At 65.2% G+C, this 20,570-nt stretch carries 18 protein-coding genes and 6 pseudogenes; 9 read left to right on the top strand and 15 right to left on the bottom strand.

Annotated features, from left to right (window positions below; genetic code table 11):
* Positions 1-425: 425 nt before the first annotated feature.
* Positions 426-1,196 (bottom strand): SDR family NAD(P)-dependent oxidoreductase, encoded by a 771-nt coding sequence (locus tag J2X34_RS04595; RefSeq protein ID WP_429516230.1) that lies wholly within the window; start codon positions 1,194-1,196, stop codon positions 426-428.
* A 252-nt stretch (positions 1,197-1,448) separates the two neighbouring features.
* Here J2X34_RS04595 and J2X34_RS04590 point away from each other — a divergent pair, with 252 nt between their 5' ends.
* The 3 genes from J2X34_RS04590 to J2X34_RS04580 all read left to right on the top strand — a co-directional run bounded on the left by J2X34_RS04590 (position 1,449) and on the right by J2X34_RS04580 (position 3,019).
* Positions 1,449-1,772 carry a hypothetical protein gene (locus tag J2X34_RS04590; protein WP_429516229.1) on the top strand — a complete coding sequence of 108 codons (324 nt, stop codon included), beginning with the start codon at positions 1,449-1,451 and terminating at the stop codon, positions 1,770-1,772.
* On the top strand, positions 1,769-2,206 hold the full coding sequence (locus J2X34_RS04585; protein ID WP_429516423.1) for an MFS transporter: 438 nt from the start codon (positions 1,769-1,771) through the stop codon (positions 2,204-2,206). Before J2X34_RS04590 ends, J2X34_RS04585 begins: the two co-directional genes overlap by 4 nt.
* Before the next feature lie 210 nt (positions 2,207-2,416).
* Positions 2,417-3,019: a TetR/AcrR family transcriptional regulator gene (locus tag J2X34_RS04580; protein WP_429516228.1), complete on the top strand. Its 603-nt coding sequence runs from the start codon at positions 2,417-2,419 to the stop codon at positions 3,017-3,019.
* Positions 3,020-3,144: 125 nt separating this feature from the next.
* Here the strand turns inward: J2X34_RS04580 and J2X34_RS04575 are convergent, their stop codons facing one another.
* Positions 3,145-3,465, bottom strand: a complete 321-nt coding sequence (locus J2X34_RS04575) for an AMP-binding enzyme (protein WP_429516227.1) — start codon at positions 3,463-3,465, stop codon at positions 3,145-3,147.
* A gap of 378 nt (positions 3,466-3,843) precedes the next feature.
* On the opposite strand from J2X34_RS04575, the gene J2X34_RS04570 reads away from it, so the two are divergent.
* Positions 3,844-5,364, top strand: a complete 1,521-nt coding sequence (locus J2X34_RS04570) for a flavin-containing monooxygenase (protein ID WP_429516226.1) — start codon at positions 3,844-3,846, stop codon at positions 5,362-5,364.
* A gap of 110 nt (positions 5,365-5,474) precedes the next feature.
* On the opposite strand, the pseudogene J2X34_RS04565 reads toward J2X34_RS04570, so the two are convergent.
* The 4 genes and pseudogenes from J2X34_RS04565 to J2X34_RS04550 all read right to left on the bottom strand — a co-directional run.
* A pseudogene (locus tag J2X34_RS04565) lies at positions 5,475-6,038 on the bottom strand (IS256 family transposase); the annotation flags it as partial.
* A gap of 32 nt (positions 6,039-6,070) precedes the next feature.
* Positions 6,071-7,273: pseudogene (locus J2X34_RS04560) on the bottom strand (IS3 family transposase).
* A gap of 39 nt (positions 7,274-7,312) precedes the next feature.
* Entirely contained in the window at positions 7,313-7,810 is a 498-nt protein-coding gene (locus J2X34_RS04555) for a transposase (RefSeq protein ID WP_429516225.1), read from the bottom strand.
* A 70-nt stretch (positions 7,811-7,880) separates the two neighbouring features.
* Positions 7,881-8,060, bottom strand: a pseudogene (locus J2X34_RS04550) (transposase); the annotation flags it as partial.
* Between the two features lie 442 nt (positions 8,061-8,502).
* On the opposite strand from J2X34_RS04550, the gene J2X34_RS04545 reads away from it, so the two are divergent.
* A protein-coding gene (locus J2X34_RS04545; protein ID WP_429516224.1) for an IS3 family transposase occupies positions 8,503-9,788 on the top strand; the annotation gives its coding sequence in 2 pieces (ribosomal slippage) (positions 8,503-8,776 and positions 8,776-9,788; 1,287 coding nt in all).
* Between the two features lie 101 nt (positions 9,789-9,889).
* Here J2X34_RS04545 and J2X34_RS04540 read toward each other — a convergent pair.
* The 3 genes and pseudogenes from J2X34_RS04540 to J2X34_RS04530 form a co-directional block, all read right to left on the bottom strand.
* Positions 9,890-10,042 (bottom strand): annotated as a pseudogene (locus tag J2X34_RS04540) (IS1380 family transposase); the annotation flags it as partial.
* Positions 10,043-10,305: 263 nt separating this feature from the next.
* Positions 10,306-10,929, bottom strand: a complete 624-nt coding sequence (locus J2X34_RS04535; RefSeq protein ID WP_429516223.1) for a winged helix-turn-helix transcriptional regulator — start codon at positions 10,927-10,929, stop codon at positions 10,306-10,308.
* Positions 10,929-11,762: pseudogene (locus J2X34_RS04530) on the bottom strand (IS30 family transposase); the annotation flags it as partial. The gene J2X34_RS04535 and the pseudogene J2X34_RS04530, both read right to left, overlap by 1 nt.
* A 525-nt stretch (positions 11,763-12,287) precedes the next feature.
* On the opposite strand from J2X34_RS04530, the gene J2X34_RS04525 reads away from it, so the two are divergent.
* Entirely contained in the window at positions 12,288-12,731 is a 444-nt protein-coding gene (locus tag J2X34_RS04525; protein ID WP_429516222.1) for a hypothetical protein, read from the top strand.
* A gap of 444 nt (positions 12,732-13,175) precedes the next feature.
* Here J2X34_RS04525 and J2X34_RS04520 read toward each other — a convergent pair whose 3' ends face one another.
* The gene (locus J2X34_RS04520) at positions 13,176-13,481 is read right to left on the bottom strand and encodes a GNAT family N-acetyltransferase (RefSeq protein ID WP_174910367.1); all 306 of its coding nucleotides are present in this window, start codon (positions 13,479-13,481) and stop codon (positions 13,176-13,178) included.
* On the opposite strand from J2X34_RS04520, the gene J2X34_RS04515 reads away from it, so the two are divergent.
* The gene (locus J2X34_RS04515) at positions 13,377-14,108 is read left to right on the top strand and encodes an AAA family ATPase (protein WP_429516221.1); all 732 of its coding nucleotides are present in this window, start codon (positions 13,377-13,379) and stop codon (positions 14,106-14,108) included. The genes J2X34_RS04520 and J2X34_RS04515 overlap by 105 nt on opposite strands.
* A 405-nt stretch (positions 14,109-14,513) precedes the next feature.
* Here the strand turns inward: J2X34_RS04515 and J2X34_RS04510 are convergent, their stop codons facing one another.
* Positions 14,514-15,227 (bottom strand): hemerythrin domain-containing protein, encoded by a 714-nt coding sequence (locus tag J2X34_RS04510; RefSeq protein WP_429516220.1) that lies wholly within the window; start codon positions 15,225-15,227, stop codon positions 14,514-14,516.
* 12 nt (positions 15,228-15,239) lie between these two features.
* Positions 15,240-15,791: a TetR/AcrR family transcriptional regulator gene (locus J2X34_RS04505; protein ID WP_429516422.1), complete on the bottom strand. Its 552-nt coding sequence runs from the start codon at positions 15,789-15,791 to the stop codon at positions 15,240-15,242.
* Between the two features lie 1,279 nt (positions 15,792-17,070).
* On the opposite strand from J2X34_RS04505, the gene J2X34_RS04500 reads away from it, so the two are divergent.
* Together J2X34_RS04500 and J2X34_RS04495 are read left to right on the top strand one after the other, a co-directional pair.
* Complete coding sequence (locus J2X34_RS04500) at positions 17,071-17,280, top strand: hypothetical protein (RefSeq protein ID WP_147283566.1); 210 nt, start codon at positions 17,071-17,073, stop codon at positions 17,278-17,280.
* 81 nt (positions 17,281-17,361) lie between these two features.
* Positions 17,362-18,318 (top strand): ferritin-like domain-containing protein, encoded by a 957-nt coding sequence (locus J2X34_RS04495; protein ID WP_429516219.1) that lies wholly within the window; start codon positions 17,362-17,364, stop codon positions 18,316-18,318.
* Between the two features lie 24 nt (positions 18,319-18,342).
* On the opposite strand, the gene J2X34_RS04490 is transcribed toward J2X34_RS04495, so the two are convergent.
* The 3 genes and pseudogenes from J2X34_RS04490 to J2X34_RS04480 all read right to left on the bottom strand — a co-directional run bounded on the left by J2X34_RS04490 (position 18,343) and on the right by J2X34_RS04480 (position 20,364).
* Positions 18,343-18,582, bottom strand: a complete 240-nt coding sequence (locus J2X34_RS04490; protein ID WP_114723575.1) for a hypothetical protein — start codon at positions 18,580-18,582, stop codon at positions 18,343-18,345.
* 710 nt (positions 18,583-19,292) lie between these two features.
* Positions 19,293-19,856 (bottom strand): TetR family transcriptional regulator, encoded by a 564-nt coding sequence (locus J2X34_RS04485; protein WP_429516218.1) that lies wholly within the window; start codon positions 19,854-19,856, stop codon positions 19,293-19,295.
* A pseudogene (locus J2X34_RS04480) lies at positions 19,853-20,364 on the bottom strand (FBP domain-containing protein). The gene J2X34_RS04485 and the pseudogene J2X34_RS04480 overlap by 4 nt, the downstream one beginning before the upstream one ends.
* Positions 20,365-20,570 lie beyond the last annotated feature (206 nt).

Here is a 20,570-nt window from a genome sequence, read left to right as displayed (position 1 = left end):
GGCGACGCGTGAGCGCTGGCGACATCGCTGGGCTCCAAGGGCTGCCCTGCAATGGCAAGGGTGTCTTCGGCGTCTTGGGTCATCTGGGTGCGGACCGTCTGGGGACACACGCAGTGCACTGCGATGCCGTCCGTCGGCGTGCGTGATGGCGAGCCATTCGGCAAGGGCGCCGGTCGCCGCTCGTGAACTTCGAGCACGGCTCCTCGCACGGTGATCGGCTCGGGCAGACGCGCCATGTACCGAGAAGACCTCCTCGATGGATCGACCGGCGGCACGCCCCTGGCCACGCATCAACGCCAACGCGTCGCCGTGTCCCGCGGTGGCGACCAACCGCCGCGTGGCCCGATACCAAAGCCGATGTAGTACATGGGAGGAATGCTCCTTGCTGAGGGTTGTGCTCGGTCGTACAAAGATGCAGATGGCGCTCAGCGGAAGAGTCCGGTCAGGGCGAGCCCCGCTCCACCGTCGAGGCGAAGCGTGCGGCCCGTGACGTATCCCGCGGCGGGGGAGAGCAGGAAGAGGATTGGACCGACCACCTCGTCGAGAGTTCCGGTGCGGTGCATGGGAACGCCGGAGAGCATCCGCTCACGCGCGGTGGCCGGCATGGCGAGCACTTTCGGGGTGTCGAATAGGCCGGGCGCGACGGCGTTGACGCGGATGCCATCGCTGACCCACTCGGTCGCCAGTGTGGCCGTCAGGCCGACCAGGCCGGCCTTGGCCGCGGCGTACGACGCCTGCCCGGGCAAGCCATCGAGGCCCGCCTGGGAGGTAACGAAGGCAATGGCTGCGTTCTCGGCCTCGCGCAGGTAGGGGTAGGCCGCCTGAGCCACTCGGAACTGGCCGGTGAGGTTCACCTCGACGTCGGCCTGGAACGCTTCCCCGGGGAAAGCCGCCGCTCGGTGAATCGTGTCCACTACCCCGGCAGCGCCGACAAACGCGTCAATGCCGCCCAATCGTTCGGCGGCATCAGCGACCGCCTTGCCGACCTCATCGCCTTTAGTCAGATCGGCCTCGATGATGACCTGACCCTCCGCTGTCGTCTCAGACACGCGGTCGACGCCGACGACGTGAGCTCCAACCTCGATCAGCGCGGCGCTCAGAGCCTGGCCAAGCCCCCCAGCAGCGCCAGTGAGCAGAACCCGTGTGCCGGGACGAGGCAGAGGGGACCAGGTGCGCTCGGAAATGTTGTTCAGCAAGACGACTCAGACCTCCGCATTGTCGGCCGGACCTAAGATCCAGCGTGTCGATCAGTTGATCGACATCACATCAAACCACCCCCCCGGAGTCGCGTCAAGAAGAAAATGTGACCGCCGCCACGACGTGGGTTGAGGTCTGGGATTGCCGAGTGGGGCGCTTGACGAAGTGATGCGCGCCACATGCTGTTCGCGTCACGCTGATGTCGATCATCAATCGACACACGCCCGCTGACCCGTGTGTACGGAGTCCCCATGCCCGCCGTACCTCACAACGCATCAACCCATCTGCCGCACAAGCTCATGGCCGCCGGCCTGCTGAGCAGTGCCTTGGAGTGGTATGACTCCTTCTCTAGGGCACCGCCGCAGCGCTCGTCTTCGGACCCGTGTTCTGTCCCGCCGCGTCCGTCAAAGCAGGTCCTGCTGTCCTTTGCCACCGTCTGGCGGGCTTCATCGCCCACCCGCTCGGCGGAGTCGTCCTTGCCGTTCTCGATCAACGCGGTTTCCTACACCGTGATGGCAGGCATCCTTTCCTACGGCACCACCGTGCTCGGCCTCCCACGTAACGCGTACCACTGACGGTTCTGCTCGCGACGACACTGAGGATGGCAACGATGTACCTCAGCACGGTGGCTTCGGACCGCTACGGCCGACGACCACTCGCCATTCTGGGCAACGTGCTGATGCAGGCCTGGGCGTTCCCGGTCTTCTGGATCATCAACACGGGGGACATGGTGCTGGTGGGTATCGCCACCTTTGTGGCCTACGGCTCAGCCGCGGCCTACATCACCGAGCTCTTCCCGGCGCATGTCCGCTCTTCCGGAATGACTCTGCTCTACCAGAGCGCCTCGATTCTGATCAGTGGCAGCACTCCTTTCATCACCACGGCCCTGCTGGCGCGGACAGGAACCACGGTCTCCGTTTCGCTCTACCTAGCGGCGATGGCAGCGATCGCACTCGTCTCTGCGCTACTGCTTCCCCGAGACCTACCGGAGGCCGGACTTGGCGGTTAGGCGGTACTCTCATAGACCGTTGAGGACGGGCCGGCCATGAATCCGGCTCGGTCTTCACATCTGGGGATGCAGGCCGATCCGGGACTGTCCGCGTGCCGCGCGACCAGAGCCGCCAGGCGACCGATCGGCGCTGACGGCGCCGCGGGATAATCTTCCCAACATTGCCGCCAGCAATCGGCAGGCGATCGTGACGTCAGGAAAGGGGTTCGGGTGGCTCGCAAGCGTTCCCTGGACGAAGGGCCGGTGCTGCGAGGTCAGATCATGGCCGCATCCGCGAAGCTCTTCTACGAGCGCGGATATGCCGCCACCTCCATCCGCGACATCGCAGAAGCGGTCGATATCTCATCCTCGACGCTGTACCACCATTTCAAGAACAAGCAAGAGGTTCTGCACGCAATCGTCACGCAGTTCATGACGGACTTCGTGGCGGCGACGGACGAGATCCTGCGCGACAAGAAGCTAGCGCCGACCGAGCGGATCCGGCGGACCGTGCGTAAGCACATCGAGTTCAGTGATGACCGGCGCCCGGAGCTTCTCGTCGGCAACCCCATTCGTAGTGCCCTGGACGCGGATCAGCAGCGGGAAGGCATCCGTCTCCAGTCCGCTTACCACGACGCGGTACGGGACACGATCAAGGAAGGCGTCAACTCTGGGGAGTTCGACGTCCCTGACGTCGCCGTCGCCACCATGGCCGTGCTCGACATGCTGAACGGCGTCCGCGAGTGGTTCACCCCGCGGGGCACGCTGACCAGGGACGCGCTCGTCGAAAGCTACGTCTGGCTCGTCCTACGGTTGTTGGGCGCGGACCGGTAGAGGGATTCGTCCCACACGCCAAGGACGCGTGGAACGTGGCCGGCGACAGGCATCGCGGTGTGATCCTCTTCGAGGCCGTGTCCATAGGCCCGCATTTACCTCAGAGCGCCCCGATGCGTGCCTGATCATGGTGCCACTGTGGGCGTTGTCTGGCGCAGCTGACGCTTCAAGATCTTGCCGCTGGCGTTCAACGGCATCTCGTCGAGGAACTGCCATTCCACTGGCACCTTGTAGTCGGCCAGACGCTGCGCGGCCCAGGTGCTCAGCGATCCCTCAGTGGGCTGCGAGCCCGGCTCAGGAACCAGCGCTACGAAGACGCGCTCGCCGAACAAGTCGTCAGGGTGACCGAATACCGCAACCATCGCGACGTCTGGGTGCACGGCGATGGCGCTCTCGACCTTAAGGGCGAAGTAGGTGACCGCATACTCCCCGCAGTTCGGCAGCACGATAGCAACCCGGCCCCCGCCTTCACGCCCTGGAGAGCGAAGGTCGTGTCGCGCACTCGTTGATCGAACTGGTTATAGGTGAACGAGACGCCGGCGTCGAGGATTGCGGGGTGTGGCCCGTGAGCAGCGACCGTCACCGCAAGCATCGCGGACAAGAGCGCGTCCCGGAGGACTGCTCCACATCGCGTGGGTTGACCGGGTTTCCCGGGACCCTCGTCGTCTACAACTCCTTGGTCGCGTCTCTATGCATTGTGTCGATCGATCGATCGCTGCAGAGGACTACAGCGATGCAGCCCCATCGCACAAGGGCAGTTGCGGGAAGCCGGTCCGACGCCGTAGCGTGTCGATCGATTGATCGACACGCTATGAGGAGCCTTCATGAATACCCACTCCGCGCCGTCCAGCGCAGCGCCAGCTCCTGAGGCCGCCGCCACAGGATCGGTCCTCATCATCGGGTCAGGCTTCAGCGGGCTCGCCATCGCCGCGAAGCTCGAGGACGCCGGAATCTCCGACTGGCTGATCCTGGAGCACGCCGACCGCGTAGGCGGCACCTGGCGCGACAACACCTACCCCGGCTGCGCTTGCGACATCCCCTCGCCGCTGTACTCTTACTCCTTCGACCAGAACCCCAACTGGTCCCACCTGTTCGCTCCCCAGCCAGAGATCCTCGAGTACCTGGAGACCTTCGCCCACCGTCGCGGTCTCACCGGAAGGATCCGATTCGGTCGACGGGTATCCGCTGCCGAATGGGACGAACGGCGACAGACATGGACCGTGACAACTGCTAACGGCGAACGATACGAGTACACCCATCTCGTCTCTGCCGTCGGACTTCTGCACCGCCCCAAGTCGCTGGCCATCCCCGGTCTTGAGAACTTCGCCGGCACCGCCTTCCATTCGGCACAGTGGAACCACGACTACGACCTGACCGGCAAACGCATCGCGGTCATCGGCACCGGAGCGAGCGCCATCCAGTTCGTGCCAGCCATAGCCGACCAGGTCGCTTCCATGACCATCTTCCAGCGCTCTGCCCCCTGGATCATGCCCAAGGCTGACCGCCCCTTCGACGAGGACGAGAAGCGCAAGCTCCGCCGCTTTCCCTTCCTGAAGTGGTACCGGCGCGCAAGGTTGTACTGGCAGCACGAGGAACGAGCCGAAGGTTTCACCAACGTCGCGAGCGACAACGACAAGACCGTCGCTTATGCACGAAAGCACCTTGAGCGCCAGGTTCCCGACCCCGAGCTACGTGCGAAACTAACCCCCGACTACACCCTGGGCTGCAAGCGCCTGCTGATCTCCAGCGACTACTACCCAGCCCTGATGAAGCCGCACGTCAACCTTGTCACCGAAGGCATCCGGGAGATCACCGCAACTTCGGTGATCACCGACACGGGTGAGGTCATCGATGCCGACTGCATCATCTTCGGCACCGGGTTCGACGCCCAAAATGCTCTCGCCGAGGTCGACATCATCGGCCGCACCGGCATGCTGCTCGACAAAGCGTGGGCCAACGGCATGAACGCCTACCTCGGCACAACCGTGAACGGGTTTCCCAACTTCTTCATTCTCTGTGGACCCAACACCGGCCTCGGGCACAACTCCCAAGTTTTCATGATCGAGCGACAGGTCCGGTACACGATCGCCGCCATCAAAGAAGCCCGGCGACGCGGGCCGATCGAGGTCACTGCACAGGCCCAAGAACGGTTCCGTGCATGGTTGAACGCCCAGATGTCGCACACCGTGTGGAACGCCGGCGGCTGCACGAGCTGGTACCTGGATCCCCGAACGGGTGAGAACACCCTGCTGTGGCCGTCATCCACCGTCGACTTCTGGAAGAAGACACTCCGAATCAAGTCCTCCGACTACACCTTCACGAAGTCCCGCGGCGTCTCTCGATAACGGGAGCCCGGAACTGGGATGGATGTGGCCCTGACGGATTCGTGGGTGTTCTTCGTGCCGTTCCTGTGGGAGTGTCAGATTTCCGGTGGATCCGGTTCTGGCGCATCGGTTTAGTTCTCACTCGGGGTGATCCGGCCCTCGAACGTGATGGCGAACGCGTTCAGTGCCGGCTTCCACCTCATCGCCCATCGTGCTCTTCCCGTCCCTGTCGGGTCCAGTGCCCGGGTCGCCAAATACAGGCATTTGAGGGCGGCCTGGTCGGTCGGGAAGTGCCCGCGGGCGCGGATCGCGCGCCGGTACCTCGCGTTGATCGACTCGATGGCGTTGGTGCTGCAGATGACGCGTCTGATCTCCGGGTCGTAGTCGAGGAAGGGAACGAATTCGCTCCAGGCGCTGCGCCACAGTCGGATGATCGCCGGATATCGTGGGCCCCATTTGGCGGCGAACTCGTCGAACCGCTCGCTGGCCGCGGCCTCGTTGACCGCGGTGTAGATCGGCCGTAGATCCCGGCTCATCTCATCCCAATGCTTGCGTGACGCGTAGCGGAAGGTGTTGCGCAGCAAGTGGATCACGCAGGTCTGGACGATCGCCCGGTCCCAGACGGTGGTGATGGCCTCGGGCAGGCCCTTGAGTCCGTCACACACCACGATGCAGACATCGCCGGTGCCGCGGTTGGGACTGCTGCAAGATCGGGTGACAGGTTCGGTCACGCAGCCTGAGTGGCTGGTGTGGTCATGATGGTCTCGTATTCGACGGGGGTCAATTTGCCGAGCCTGGCTTGGCGTCGGCGGCGGTGGTAGGTCCGTTCGATCCAGGTGACGATCGCGATCCGAAGGTCGTTACGGGTCGCCCATGGCTGGCGGCCTGGGACGTTCTTCTGCAGCAGGGCGAAGAACGATTCCATCGCGGCGTTGTCGCCGCAGGCGCCGACCCTGCCCATCGATCCGACCATCGCGTGCCGGCCGAGGGCGTGGACGAATTTCCGTGAACGGAACTGCGATCCGCGATCGCTGTGAACCACGCATCCGGCCACCAGATCCCCTGCCGCCGACCGGCGGGCGACGGCGGAATGGAGAGCGTCGACAGCGAGACGTGCCTTCATCCTCGAGTCGATCGAATAGCCGACGATCCGGTTCGAGTACACGTCCTTGATCGCGCACAGGTAGAGCCTGCCCTCACCGGTGTGATGCTCGGTGATATCTGTGAGCCACAACAGATTCCGATCATCGGCGGTGAAGTTCCGGGCGACGAGATCGTCGTGGACCGGCGGGCCGGAACGGACGTGCTTGGTGCCGCGTTTCTTGCCGAACGAGCTCCACCACTTGTTCTCCGAACAGATCCGCCAGCCGGTGCGCGGCGCCATCGTCTGGCCGGCGTCGGCGGCCTCGTCGACGAGGAACCGGTAACCAAATTCGGGGTCGTCGCGGTGGGCGTCGAACAGGGCGTTGGCCCGGTACGCCTCGTCGAGTTCGGCAGCGGTCACCGGCTCGGCGAGCCACCGGTAGTAGGGCTGGCGGGCGATCCCCAGGACCCGGCACATCCGCCGCGACGGGGATGCCGTCGGCGGCCAGTTCACGGACGAGCGGTGGGGGCACCTCCCGCTTGCGGGGGAAGATCATTTTCCCGGCAGGTTCGCCTGCGACAGGTAGGCCGCCGCCCGACGCAGGACCTCGTTCTCCTGTTCGAGCAGCCGGATCCGTTTCCGGGCTTCGCGCAGCTCGGCATTCTCGCTGGCGGTGGTTCCGGGCTTGATCCCGTCTTCGACGTCGGCGGCCTTCATCCAGTTCGCCAGGCAGGACTCGCTGATCCCGAAGTCGGCGGCGATCTGCTTGAGCTGCTGACCCGGTTCTCGGTTGCGGGCTACGCGGACGACGTCGTCGCGGAACTCTTTGGGGTACGGCTTCGGCACGGGGTACATCCTTCCAGCAGTGCCTCCCGGCACCACAGATCAGATGTCACCTATCCATGCAGCAGTCCCGTTCTTGATCTCGGTCAGCACGGCGAGCCAGAATTTGGCTCCCTCGCCGCCGTCGCCGGCCCACAATCCGAGGATGTCGCGGTGCCCGTCGACGGTGACGCCGATGGCCACGTAGACGGGCCGGTTGGTGACCTGCCCGTCGCGGATCTTGACGTGGATGGCATCGATGAACTTCCGCCGGATACACCGAATCCAGTGGCCGCCCGGCCCATTCCGCCATCTCGGCGAGCACCTTGGCGGAGGGGGCACCTCCCTGCACGAAGTGCTCGGGGGAATCTTGCTGATCGTGTCCTTCGACACCGACGCTCCGTAGACGTCGTCGAAGTGGGCGGAGATCTCCCCGGCGGTCAGACCTTTCGCCGACAGCGACAGAATGATCTCGTCGACCCCGGTCAGCCGTCGCTGGCGTTTCTTGACGATCTGCGGATCGAACGACGAGTCGGTGTCCCGCGGCACCTGGATCTGCACCGGCCCGATCTGAAGTCAGGACCGCCTTCGTCCGGCCGCCGTTACGTGAGTTACCTCCGTCGCGGCCTTCGACCTGGTGTTTCTCGTATCCGAGGTGCTCGTCCATCTCCGCTTCGAGCGCCGTTTCGAGGACATTTGCCGTCAACTGGTTGAGCAGCCCGTTCGGGCCAACCAGCTCGACACCATCGGCCTTGGCCTGCGCCAGCAGTTGCTGCGCCAACTTCTGGTGATCGATCTTCGACTGATCCATGGGATCGAGTGTTTCCGTCATGATTTTGCCTCCCCGCCAAGCTGCGCTTGGCGTGTCGGCCAGATACCGGATCAACCGTTAATCAGACAGTCCCGCCGTGGCCGCCGCCCTGACGACGACCGCAGCCTCCGGTCGGGCTTCGTTGCACAGCGGCGGGGCTCACTGGCGTCTCGGGTGCACTGTGTGCTCGGTCGGCTACTTTTGCCAGTGAAGGAGCTTCGTGGTGACTCTTCCTCGTATATCGAGGCGTTCAGCGCTTTTGGAGGGTCTGTGGTGGGTCTGTGCGATGCGCACCGCGGTAGTGGCGCGGATCTCGCGCCGCCGTACAAGCGGGGTTCGCTGGCGTGGCTCGATCGCACGCGGGAGCGCTGGTACGCGAACGATGTCTGGATGAACCGTCTCGGGTTTGATGCCGCTTCCTTTCTTGTGAAGGATGCAGATCATGCCCAAGCGTTACCCGGCCGAGCAGCGTGAGCGTGCGGTGAAGATGGTCCTCGACCACCTCGACGAGTATCGGTCCCTCCACGCCGCCTGCCAGGCCATCGGCCCGAAGCTTGGCATCGGCCCGGAGTCTCTTCGAAACTGGACCAAGCAGGCCCAGGTCGACAGTGCTCAGCTGCCGGGAGCCACCTCCGCGGAGCAGAAGCGGATCAAGGAACTCGAGCGCGAGGTTCGAGATCTCAAGGAGGCCAACGAGATCCTGAAATCGGCTTCGATTTTCTTCGCGAGGGAACTCGACCCTCGCCGCCGTTGATCTGCCAGTTCATCGACGAAATGCGTGCACAGAATTACAGGGTCGAGTCGATCTGCCGAGTGCTCACCGCGCAAGGAGTGCAGGTCGCCCCGCGCACGTACCGGAACTGGAAAACCACACCACCGTCGGCGCGGGTCGTGACGGACGCCTACCTCACGAACGCGCTACTCGGCACTGTCGACACAGCCGAAGGGCTCTACGGGCGCCGCAAGATGACCGCCCACCTGCGACGTAATGGCCATCAGGTCGCCGCCTGCACCGTCGACCGACTCATGACGGACGAGGGCCTGTCCGGCATCGTCCGCGGCCGTCGGCATCGGACCACGATCCCAGGTGGCAAGGCCAGTCGGCGAGCCCCGGACCTGCTCGATCGGGACTTCACCGCCGAGGCTCCGAACCGGAAATGGGTCACCGACTTCACCTACTGCCGGACCTGGGCGGGGTTCGTCTACGTGGCGTTCGTGATCGACTGCTTCTCCCGGGCGATCGTCGGTTGGCACGCCTCGAGTGTGAAGGACACGGCCATGGTCACGACGGCGTTGAAGATGGCGTTGTGGCGCCGGGACCACGGTGGCCATGCCGTGGCCGACGGTTTGATTCACCCGCCCCCAAGCACTTCGTGCAGGGGGTGCCCCCGCGATGCCGGCAGTCAATACACGTCTATCGCCCTCGCGGAAACCCTTGTGCTGGAGGGGATTGTGGCGTCAATCGGCAGTGCTGGAGACGTATACGACAATGCATTGGCGGAGTCGACGATCGGCCTGTTCAAGACCGAGGCCGTCTCCAAACGCAGCCCGTTCCTGACAGGGCCGATCAAGACGATCGACGACATCGAACTCGCCACGATGGGGTGGGTCGACTGGTTCAACACCCGCCGACTGCACAGCACCCTCGGCTACATCACACCCGACGAGTTCGAGGCGATCTACTACGCTCAGCCATCGACCCTCCAACCGGAGTTGTCGCCAGCATAGGGGCGGCATCAAACCCGAGACGGTTCACCTGATCGTGCAGCAGTCCCATCCGGGCGTGCATCGTGATCAGAGTTTATCGAATCGTCGCAGTGGTGGCCTGCGATGGTGGCGGCGCGAGTGAGGTTGAATGTCATGGCCGCAAGAACCAGCCACGCCCGGTTGGCGGAGAACCTGCCAGAGGTGAGGTGCGCGAGGGCCGAATTCTTTAGGTCGGCTTGGACCTGTCCGATGGTGGCGTGCCCACAATGGGTCTTGCCGACTCTGCGTGGCGCGATTTCGTGAGTCTGCTCGAAGGACTCCTGTTCGACCGCCTCCACGGATCACGATCGCGTCAAATGATCCTCCCCGGATACATTGCCGGCATCGCGGACCTCATGCCACCGATCCAGCTTCGGCTGACAGCACTCCAGCACGGTCACTAATTCGACAGCGACCTCTCGCTCCCGCGGAACGACGCCGCATCTTCCGTTGGATTGAGCCAGGTTCGGGGCCATGCTGCTTCTTCGTGGCGACAAGGTCAATAGGCGTTTCGCAGATCTTCACGGCGGACATCATTGGTTCGAGACTCCACCGTCACCTCCCGCGATTCCAGCACCTTGCCGCACTCGCTGCAGGCGAACCCCGGACTGAACCGGTCACCACATGTGGTGTGCGTGAACGTGATCGCATCGCCCTCGGGGGCAGGGAACCACCGCTGGCCCCACGCGATCATGGACACCACGACCGGGAAGAACGCCCGACCCTTCTCGGTCAGGTGATAGGTCACCCGGTCGGCACGTTCTGTGCTGGGCGATTCACGCAGAACGCCGAGTTCGGTGAAGGTGCGCAGTCGGTCCGCCACGATCGTGGGAGACGACTGTATCCGCTCGGCGAACTCGCTGTAGCGGTGCGCGCCGAACAGCGCGGAACCGAGCATCGCGGCCGACCACCGGTTGCCGATGAGGTCCATCGTCTGCGGCAGCACCCGCGGCGGACGCGCGGCGCCGCTCGATCGCCGTCGGCTCGAGGCTGCGGGCACGCTGCGGGTCCACCCGCCGCTCGGTCCCATCTCGGCGACCACGTCGCGGGCGCCGACGGGACGATCGCACGAGAGGCACTCCAGGCGCGGGGTGAAGTGCCGGTCGCACACGGTGTGGCGCATGAGCGTTCGACGAGCGTGGCGATCGCGGACTTGTTGCCTTCACCCATGATCAGGTCGCCCTCCCAGTGGCCCGGCACGGCACGGTCGTCGGCCTCGGCTGGCCGGTCACTGATCATGATCATCGGGTCGACGAACCGGTGGGTGCGCCGATCCGGGGCGCGGCGCGGTATCCGCCTCGCTCGCCCAGACCGAAGCGTCTGCTGCACTTCACGTTTGAGGCCGCCACGGGCCTGGAAATACAGTGCCTGGTAGATCGTTTCGTGGCTCACTCGCATGCTCTCGTCGTCCGGAAAGTCCTTCACCAGGCGGTGCGAGATCTGTTCGGGAGACAACCGCTGCGACAGCCCGTCGGTCACCGCCTCACGCAACACCTGGCTGGTGACCAGTTTGGACTGTTTCGGCCGGGCACGAGCGGCCGCCGCGGCCCGGTCGGCCTGATAGGGCAGATACGTTCCCGCGATACTGCGGGCGCGGACCTCCCGCGAGACCGTCGAAACGTCCTTGCCGATCCCGGCCGCGATCGCCCGCAACGACCGACCGGTCAACAACCCGTCCGCGATCGCCAACCTGTCCGGCAAGGACAGATACCGGCCGCTGATCGTGGCGGGGCCGGCCCCGCGAGGCGTGGTCACAGGCACCGAGTATCGGGCACCACGGCCGTAGTCCACGACCGTCCCGTCGCGGTGGATACGTTTGTTGCCGACCTTGCGGGTGCCGTCACGCCAGTCCCGTCCGGTGCGTTCGTGGACCCCGACCTCCCGGGCGGCACGCCTGACCGACCAACCCGACCCGACGAGTTCGAGGAACCGGCGTCTGGCCTCCGCCTTGCCCACCGGCGCCTTCGCCTCGTCGACCAGGCCTTCGGCCACCAGGATCCGCCGGGCGACCGAATGCGACACCCCGCACGACTTCGCCGCCTGGTTGATCGACCCGGTCACGGTGAACACCGCCGCGACCTGCCGCCGATCGACCGCACGGCGGGGGCCACGCGACCGACCTGCGGGGCGTCCGGTCGCCCGCAGAATCGAGTAACACCGTTGCCGCGCAATCCCCAACGCCGCCGCGGCATCCTTCACCGACACACCGGAATCAACCAAACCCACCAACCGATCACCGAACCGAGCACAGTCCTCCGAAAACGACACGGTCGCCGCAACCCCTCACATCGAGAGTGTTGCGACGACCGTGTGAACCCGCCCAAGCAGGGCCCGGTCCGATGAGTTCTCGTGCGGCCGCCGGTCTATCTGTGCGAGCAGTCGACTATTGCCTTTCGGGCGCGGAGCGCCTGAGGAAATGGAACGATCGCAAGGCTGGGAGGTCAGGGGCGCCCGGGGTTGCGGATTACGAGAGGACCAACAATGACAGCTACCGCAGACACGATGCGTCCGCTCGACAGCGTCATCGGACGGTGGAGGACGTCGGGAACGGTGTTCGACGAGTATGGGCAGGAGGTGGTGACAACCATCGCCGGCACCGACGAGTACGAGTGGATGGCCGGCGGTATGTGGGTCATCCATCGTGTCGACGTGATGATGGGCGACGACCATGTACAGGCCCTTGAGCTGATCGGCGACCACGACACCGAGACCGACACGTACACCATGCGGGCATTCGACGGCTCCGGGACGTTCGGGACGATGACCGCACGCCTGAACACGGACGGCACGTGGACGTTCCTGGGCGAAGGGATGCGCAGCACGCTCCGGACGTCCGAGGACAACTCGTCGATGACGGCCTGCTGGGAGCGACAGGACGAGTCCGGCCACTGGATTCACTGGATGGATATGGACTTCGCCGCCTGACAGCGCGCATCAGGCCTCGGCCGCCACGCCACTTCCAACCAACAGAACACCGCATCCACGACACCGACCCCGATTCGCACGGTATCTAGGTTCCCGTGCTGCCCGGGACGGACGGCACGCATCAGCGTATCCAGCGAAGAAGGCCGCGACGCGCGGAGGGGCGCGCGGCGACAGGAGGTGTGAATCGCCACCGTAGTTGTCATTTCCCGAAGCTCTGACCTGCGGTGTGACAACCAATGTGGCGATGGCAGGGTGCGATCATGGTCATAGAAGTTGGCATTTGTTTCGGTCAGGTGGCCAGCTTGCCTGGAATGTACCGATCGCGGACGTCCTTCAGGTCACTTTCTTGTGTAGGAGGGAGTGGGCTCGGGTGAGGAGGCGGTCCGAAGTCTGTGGCGGAGATCGTGCTCGACCTCGACCGCCTTACCGTGTTTCCCCCGGTTGTCAGATGGTTTCGGGGACGATCTGCAGCTGCAGAATCTCTTCCCTGCCGATGGACTGCCCGGTAGGCAAGAATCCGCATGATTCGTAGAGTGACATGGCAGTGGAATTCTCGGGGGCTACCCCCAGGTGTAGTACCTGCGCTCGGAGTTCCTCGTGGACTTGACGGATCACCGCGCGAACCGCCGCACGGCCCAGCCTCCGATGCTGAAAGCGGTGGTCAATCATCAACCGGTAGAGCCAGACGTGACCGTCATCGGGATCCGGACCGTACATGACAAACCCAACGATGTCGCTCTCGAATTCCACTGCCTGGGTCAAGAAGCCGGGCAGGAACCGACTCTCGGCAATCGAGTACAGGTTCGAGGCAATCAACCCGCGCTGATCGTCAGCGACGTCGAGTTCGGACACTTCCTCCCAGTTCTGTCGACCCAGATCTTCAAGTTGCACTGTCGTCCTCACGGCCCGGTTCTACCGAGAACGGCCGTACCAACGCCACCGATTTTCGGCGCTGCCAACTCGCTGCCTGCGTCGCGCGGCGATGAGGTGCTGCGCCTGGTGGGCCTGAGCGAGGTCGCGAACAAGAAGGCCGGCGGATTCTCGCTCGGCATGTCGCAGCGGCTCGGCCTGGCCGGCGCGCTGCTGGGCGACCCGAAGGTGCTGCTGTTCGACGAGCCGGTCAACGGTCTCGACCCCGAGGGCATCGTGTGGATCCGCAAGTTCATGCAGAGCCTCGCGGCGGAGGGGCGCACCGTTCTGGTGTCGAGCCACCTGCTGTCCGAGATGTCGCTCACCGCAGAGCATCTGGTGGCACCGGGCCGCGGACAGATCGGCTACTCGGCCGCGGGGCGCGCACGCCGGCGGCATTGCCGCGAAGACGATCACCGCCAGCCGGGACGCCGCCCTTGCCCGTGCCGAGCAGGTCACGCGCAGTGAGGGCGCGGATGTGGTCGCCGACGCGCTGCACGGGGTCCGGACCACCACCGGTGCGCTCACGCCGGACGACTTGCCGATCGCGGATTATGACGAGTTGAACGTCTCGGCGGCGGTCGCTGAGATGAGGGAGTTGACCGAGGCGGCCGGCTGGGTTCGACGCCGACTCGCAATTTCGGGCACATCGCACCGTATCGCGGTCTTTCGGTAGGCGGAGGACTCCGGGAAGTGCCAACAGCATTGACGGTCCACAAAGCGAGTCCAGTTGGCCACTTCGCCAACCTGGTCGCGCGCCGCGCCGCACTTCGGGATGTCCTCGACGCGGTCGGGGTGCTCGGGCCGAGCATGCAGCGGACTGACGCGCGGGCCGCCACGTCAACGAGCGCCCCCGCGCCCGTGCCAGTGGATTTACCGGGGACGGTCCTCCATCAGTGACAGGTTGAGCGACGGCACCGCAGCCGCTGGTCCGTCACGCCACAGCAGGGCGGCTTTACGACGGTAGCTCCGGGCAAAGCCGTGGAGGATGACGAAGCGCGGCACGGCCGGGACCAAGCGCAAGATCGCCTCGCGGTCATCCGGTTCGAGCCCGTCGATGACCCAGTGCCCTTCAGCGCCGAGTTCCGTGAAGGTCTTCGGTTTGACGAAGTGCTCGTGCTCGACGGCGAGGTACTCGGCGGTGGTTATGGTGGCGGCGACGACCGGCATCATCTCGAGTTCTTCACGCCGCAGGTGCGGCAGCAGGACGTCGCCCAATCCGGCCAGCGCGACGAGCAACTCTTCGCGTGCGGACCCGTTGTCACGGTAGGCGTGTGCGGCCTCCTCCAGGGCGGCGACCGCCGGGGCAATCCGTTTGTGGTCTGCGTCCATCTGGTCGAGCAGCGCACCCGCCGCCGGATTTCTGGACCGAATCAGCGGCCACAGTCCGACATCCTCGCCAGTGTGGTGAATGTGCAGGAATCGCATCATCCAGAGCACGTGCGCCGCGAGCTTACGGCGACGCCTCCCGTCCGGGTACGGCTGGGTCTCGAGTACCATCCGGGTTCGTTCCAGGTCCCGGCGCAGCGCGCTGTGGACGATCCCCATGCTTCGTATGTCGGCGGGCTCATGCAGGTTGGTCTCCATGGCCCTCTCCTTTCACTCTTCCAGAGCCAGGAGCCTGGTGATGGCTCCGGCAAGCCAATCCTCGTACTGCCCAGGGCTCCAACCGGCGCCGCCGGTCAGGAGCTCGTAGACCTCCACCGTGATCACGGCCCAGAGCCCATCGCTCTCGGTGGAGCTCAAGTCACGGCCCGTCATCAACGCCCCGGCTACCTGCACAGTCATGCGCTGGCGGCGCCGCTCGTCCTCCAGCCTCGACGCGAGTGCCGGCGCCACGGCCGACGCCTCACGCAACGCCCGCATCAGCCCCATGGTGCGTCCATTTATTCCGGTGACCAACGACGCGGCCGCCGCGGCACGTTCCCGGTGTGTCCCATGGGCGAGTGCGGCGAACTCCGGGCGGTCTATCAGGGCCACGGGCTGATCGTCGCCGACCACCGCCACGTCGAGGACCTGGTTCAGCAGTCCCGGCTTGGAACCGAAGTTGGCGTACACCGTCTCGAACGACACACCCGCCGCGCTTGCCATGTCGCGCATCCCGGCGGACCAACCGCGATCACTGAACAGAGCGGTGGCGGCATCGAGAATCCTGCGCCGAGTCTCCTCGGCCTGACGTCGTCGAAGCGTCGAGTCGTACTGTCTAGTCCTCGCGGAGACCGATGCAGCGCGGGGTCCGTCTGCGCCCATGTCCCTATTGTGTAACTCGCTTTCTTTCAATACAAGTGCTATCAAGCCAAATTATCGATCCCCGCCAGTCCACCGCGCCGAGCAGGCCGAGCAGCCGTTCGGATTCCACCGACGTAGTGGTGGGGGACTGGGCATCCGCGGATGCGGCTAGAGCGCCGGCGGTTTGGTTTGTTCTGGGGCTTCATCCCGACCTCGGTGCCCCTGCGACAGAGGTGATTTCGCTTTCATTCGCCGTACATCGGTCCGGGGGCACAGTTGATGACTGCGTTGCATCCGATTGAGGACCACCAGAAGCGCAAGGACGAGGGCATTAGGCGCCGTCCCCTTCTCGATCACCGGACCGTCCGGCAGTGAACCCGCACCGTTTCACCGTCCCGGAGTCGGCGTTAGCGGGAAAAACGTCGGGAATCGCGCTCCTCCGGGATGCTCCCGGAACGCGACCCTCAGCCCGGGCACGACGTGGTGCCATCCATGAACCCACGCGAATGACCACTGACCGCTGTCCAACGCAAGGATCGTCATCCTACGAGCTGCCGGGTCCCATGCGCTCGTTGTGTCGAGTAGAGGGCACTGAGCGACTACGGTGCCTGTTCTCGACGGGTCACGATGCATGGCCTGGTGGGCTGAGGGCCGACAATTCTCACCTAGCATCTTTGATTCACTCCATGTGGCGGGCCATTTCGGTAGGCCGACCGTAGTCGCGCCAGCACACCGCCTGGACTCGTACCACGGCAGCGAAGCGCTGCTCACCGAACGCGGTGACAGGTGGTTCGACGCCGGCCGGATACGGACCGGTTTGGCCATCCCGCACACCCGTTCGACAGCTCAGTACGGCGCGGACAGGGCGGCCATCGGACGCAGGGCATGCGAACAGGGCATGCGAACAATCAAGCCCTGTCCCGTACTGTCGCTCGGCCCGCCTCTGGTTGAGTGCGATCGGCCCCGTAATCGCCGAGGGCTGTGGGCGATCGCACTCTCGCAGAACCTAGCGGCGGGCATGGGCCAGGGCGACGAGTCGTCGAGGCTGCAGCGCGTCTGGGTTGCTACCAGATTGTTGAAATCCGTTGTGGGAAAACACTTGAATGTCTCTTGACGACTCAACGGCACTGTCCGGTAACGAGCCTGCATGGGTTCGGAGAAGGCCCCGGCGAGCGCGTCGGTGCCGCCTAGGGTGGCGGGCATGGGTGTGAACCAGAAGACGATCGGGTTCGATGTCGTCGAGCGGCGGGAGGTGCCGCAGCCGGAGATCGACCGCCTTGCGCGTAGTACGTGGCGGTCGCTGACAGCCACGCGGGAGTCGTGTGAGCATCCGCGGTGGGTGAACAGCGGGCCTGTCGCTGATGCGGAGGCGTACGTCGTGCACCGGTACGAGGGGACGGTCGCGGGCTGAGCTGACCGTGACGGTTGGTGCGGTCGACTTGTGGGTAAGCGCGGCGGGGAAATGACCATCGACCCTGGAACGGAGCCTGCTATGCCCGACACATCGACCCTGATCACGCAGTTGCGCACGATTCTCGACCTGACGAACACCGAGATACAGGTGGCGGATACCCGCAGGGCGCAGGCCCGCACGGAGGCCGTGGCCACCGAGCTGGCCCGTAACACCGACAACGCGCGCGAACGGGCGGACGCGATCGAGCGGGCCCTGCGTGAGCTGGGCGGTCTCCCGGATCTGGTCGGGCCGCTCCTCGGACGCGCCGCGTCAGCGGTCAAAACGGTCACCGAACAGGCACAGCCGTTCGACGAAGCACTGCTCGGCGACCTCGCACTCGAACATCAGCTCGTCGACCGGGCCCGGTACCTGAAAGCCCTGGCCACCGCCGAACACGATCCGGGCGTCGTGCAGTTGGCGGAGCGGCTGATCATCGCGCATTCGGCGACCGTGGAGTGGTTGACGACGGTCCTCGCGGAGGAAGCACTCGGCGGCCCCGCCGCCCTGCGCAGGACACCGATGCAGGCCGCTACCGGGGCCGCGGTGCGATTGGTGAACACCCCGATGTCGTGGTCGGCGAAGGGCTTGGACCGGGCGATGGACGCGGCCCGCTCCACCGGGCCGCGGATCGACCGGCTACTCGGCCGCGGGGCGCACGCCGGCGATATCGCCGCGAAAACGATCACTGCCAGCAGTAACGCCGCCCTCGAACGCGCCGAACACGTCACCCGCAGCGAGGGCGCCGACACGATCGCCGATGCCCTGCACAGCGTCCGCACCACCACCGGTGCACTCACGCCCGGCGAGTTGCCGATCGCCGACTACGACGACTTGAACGTCTCGGAGGCAGTCGCCGAGGTGAAGGAGCTGACCGAGGCGGCCGATGTCCGGGCGATCCTCGCGTACGAGGAGGCGCACAAGAACCGCCACGGCGTCGTCTCGGCAGCTCAGACCCGTCTGGCCGCGATCGCGCAGGAAGCGACGGGCATTCGCTGAACCCCGCCACGTTCCGGCGTCCGCTCAGCTGCCGGAGCGGGAAAGGCATTCGGACAGTAGGGCTTTGCCTTGTTCGCCGCCTTTGCGGCTTTCTGCCTGTGCTCTTGTGAAGAATTCGGCGAGCTCGTTGTCGCCGTCGCGTTCGGCGTCCTGGACGTAGGTCTCCATCCGAAGCGCGTTCCTCAGTGACGCCTCGACGAACCAGATCAGGTTGCAGTCCTTGTCGCGTGTGCCGGTGATCGAGCCGGTGTCCTCGTTCGCCATCAGATAGTCCCCCTCCTCTCCGGACTGGCGATGGTGCCGGCGGGATACCCAGTAGCGGCGACATCGAACCGGCTCGAGGTGTCGCGGACGACGCGGCGTCAGGTGTGCGGTCGCCACAGCGAAGACAGCCACCGGGTTCCCAGACCGGTAGACGGGCCACGTGGCGGTCGGCTTCGACTACCCGCGATGGTCGACCACGTTTGATCGTGGGCGACCGTCTTGCGTCCTCGAGCGTAGGCGCCGATCGCCTTGCGGTGGCCGACTGCACAGAATCCCCCTCTGTTGCAGTCAGCGTGCACGACGGCGCCATTGTCGCGTCTGCGCGACGGTCGCACCGCCGGAGTGGTCGCGAGACAGGTGGACGATTGCGACGGCCGCGAGGGTCCCGTCGACGTCAACGAAGGCAGTTCGGTAGGACCCGTTTGACACGGTCGAGTTCGTTGCGCGAGCTCGCCCTGTAGGTCACCGTCGATCTGTGCACCCTCCGAGGATCGCGGCGAGCACCGCGGCCGCGAGGAGGAAGAACACGACGGGCGAGCTCTACTCGCTGCTGCTCAGGTCTGTCCACGCAAGCGCTTGCGCGATAGTCGCGATCACGTAGAGACCGATCGCCGAGCTCGTGTGGTGGACGACGTTTGGTGTTCCTTGACAGCTGGCCTCGTCGGCGCGCCTGCGCGGCCCCGGTGGATCGAGCGACATAGCCGACAGCGTCAAGCGCACTCCGCGTGGATGGCCGAGAGCATGACGGAGCGCAGGGAGATTGGCGGATCGTCGGTGATGCGGGCGATCCCGGCGAGGCCGACGGCGAGCATGAGCAGTCGGCCCGCGGCTTCCCGGGCCCGAGCCACGTCGAGGTCACGGCGAACTAGGACGGACGCAAGCACGTCCGTCAGTCGGGCGAGCGACTCGACGTAACTGTCCGCGACGGGCTTGCGTAACTGCGCGTGCGCCGCCGCCTCGGCCCATCGGGCCATTGCGTGACCGTCCGTCTCGCCCAGCAGATCTTGAAAGAAGTTCGTCAGCGCCTCGAGCGGTTCGAGACCGCTGACTTCCACCCCGTAGGCCTCGATCTCCCTCGCGGCATACTGGCGCCACGCCTCGGCGGCGAGTTCGTCGGTCGAGGTGAAGTGATGATGGATTTGCCCCTGTGATCCGCCGAGTTCCTCCGCGACCGTGCGCACTGTCACAGCGCCGAGACCGTCCCTCGCCACGACCGTGGCGGCCGCATCGACGATGGAGCGTCGGCGCTCGGTACGTGCCAGATACGCCATCATTCACCCCGTCGTGCAGTTCGATCGAGATCCGACACCGACCGTAGGAACGTCACTGTTCGCTCCCGCAGCCCTTGTCGGCGCCGTTCTATGGTCTCCTCGGCCGGGGGGTCGAGTGGTCCGACGATCGGCTTGCTGTGGACATTCACGCTGCAGTCGAGATCAGTGCAGACGTGGAGCCCCAGCGTACTCAGCCGCTGACGCTTGTCCCTGGACGGGCGTGGCGCGGTGAAGAGTGAAACCTCGTTGAACCGCCGAGCGAACCGGCACAGTCGCACATCACTGCGCGAGAACCGAGGGCGGTTTGGTTCGGGTTCTGCCGAAGGATGACCCCGAAAGCCTCGTCGTCGACGTCGGCGACCAGGTAGACCCGCATCGGAGCCCGCAGGTCTCGCCAACCGAGGTAGTCGATCCGATGCCAGCGCACCTCGTCGAACCACGTCGGTAGGTGCACCTTCTTCTGCGCCGGATCCAGGTTCACGATCGCGGCACGCACTTCTGCCCGTGTCATGGGCCGCATGACAACTCACCTCGCAAAGTTGTCTATCGATACAAGTTGTATCAATGTACAACTTCGCTCTGCGGCGTTCGTTGCGCGGGCGGGGAGGACGCTGGGCGCGCTCGGCCTGGTCACTTCGACGAGCACGCCCCCCCCCCGAGGGAAACGTCTGACGCGCGAGAATCCCGTGCGTGTCGAATGTAGGTTTCCCGGCCTTC

This window comes from Rhodococcus sp. BE178, from assembly GCF_050433545.1.
GTDB lineage: Bacteria > Actinomycetota > Actinomycetes > Mycobacteriales > Mycobacteriaceae > Prescottella.
The sequence above is the reverse complement of the archived record's forward strand: the minus strand, read 5'-3'. Positions and strand labels throughout refer to the sequence as shown.

What these genes read in the sequence shown, in the direction of transcription:
- J2X34_RS04590 (WP_429516229.1), top strand. Translation starts at nt 1,449, where the DNA reads ATGCCCGCCGTACCTCACAACGCATCAACCCATCTGCCGCACAAGCTC.
- J2X34_RS04570 (WP_429516226.1), top strand. Translation starts at nt 3,844, where the DNA reads ATGAATACCCACTCCGCGCCGTCCAGCGCAGCGCCAGCTCCTGAGGCC.
- J2X34_RS04535 (WP_429516223.1), bottom strand. Translation starts at nt 10,929, where the DNA reads ATGCGCCACACCGTGTGCGACCGGCACTTCACCCCGCGCCTGGAGTGC.
- J2X34_RS04525 (WP_429516222.1), top strand. Translation starts at nt 12,288, where the DNA reads ATGACAGCTACCGCAGACACGATGCGTCCGCTCGACAGCGTCATCGGA.
- J2X34_RS04515 (WP_429516221.1), top strand. Translation starts at nt 13,377, where the DNA reads ATGCTGAAAGCGGTGGTCAATCATCAACCGGTAGAGCCAGACGTGACC.
- J2X34_RS04510 (WP_429516220.1), bottom strand. Translation starts at nt 15,227, where the DNA reads ATGGAGACCAACCTGCATGAGCCCGCCGACATACGAAGCATGGGGATC.
- J2X34_RS04500 (WP_147283566.1), top strand. Translation starts at nt 17,071, where the DNA reads ATGGGTGTGAACCAGAAGACGATCGGGTTCGATGTCGTCGAGCGGCGG.
- J2X34_RS04495 (WP_429516219.1), top strand. Translation starts at nt 17,362, where the DNA reads ATGCCCGACACATCGACCCTGATCACGCAGTTGCGCACGATTCTCGAC.
- J2X34_RS04490 (WP_114723575.1), bottom strand. Translation starts at nt 18,582, where the DNA reads ATGGCGAACGAGGACACCGGCTCGATCACCGGCACACGCGACAAGGAC.
- J2X34_RS04485 (WP_429516218.1), bottom strand. Translation starts at nt 19,856, where the DNA reads ATGATGGCGTATCTGGCACGTACCGAGCGCCGACGCTCCATCGTCGAT.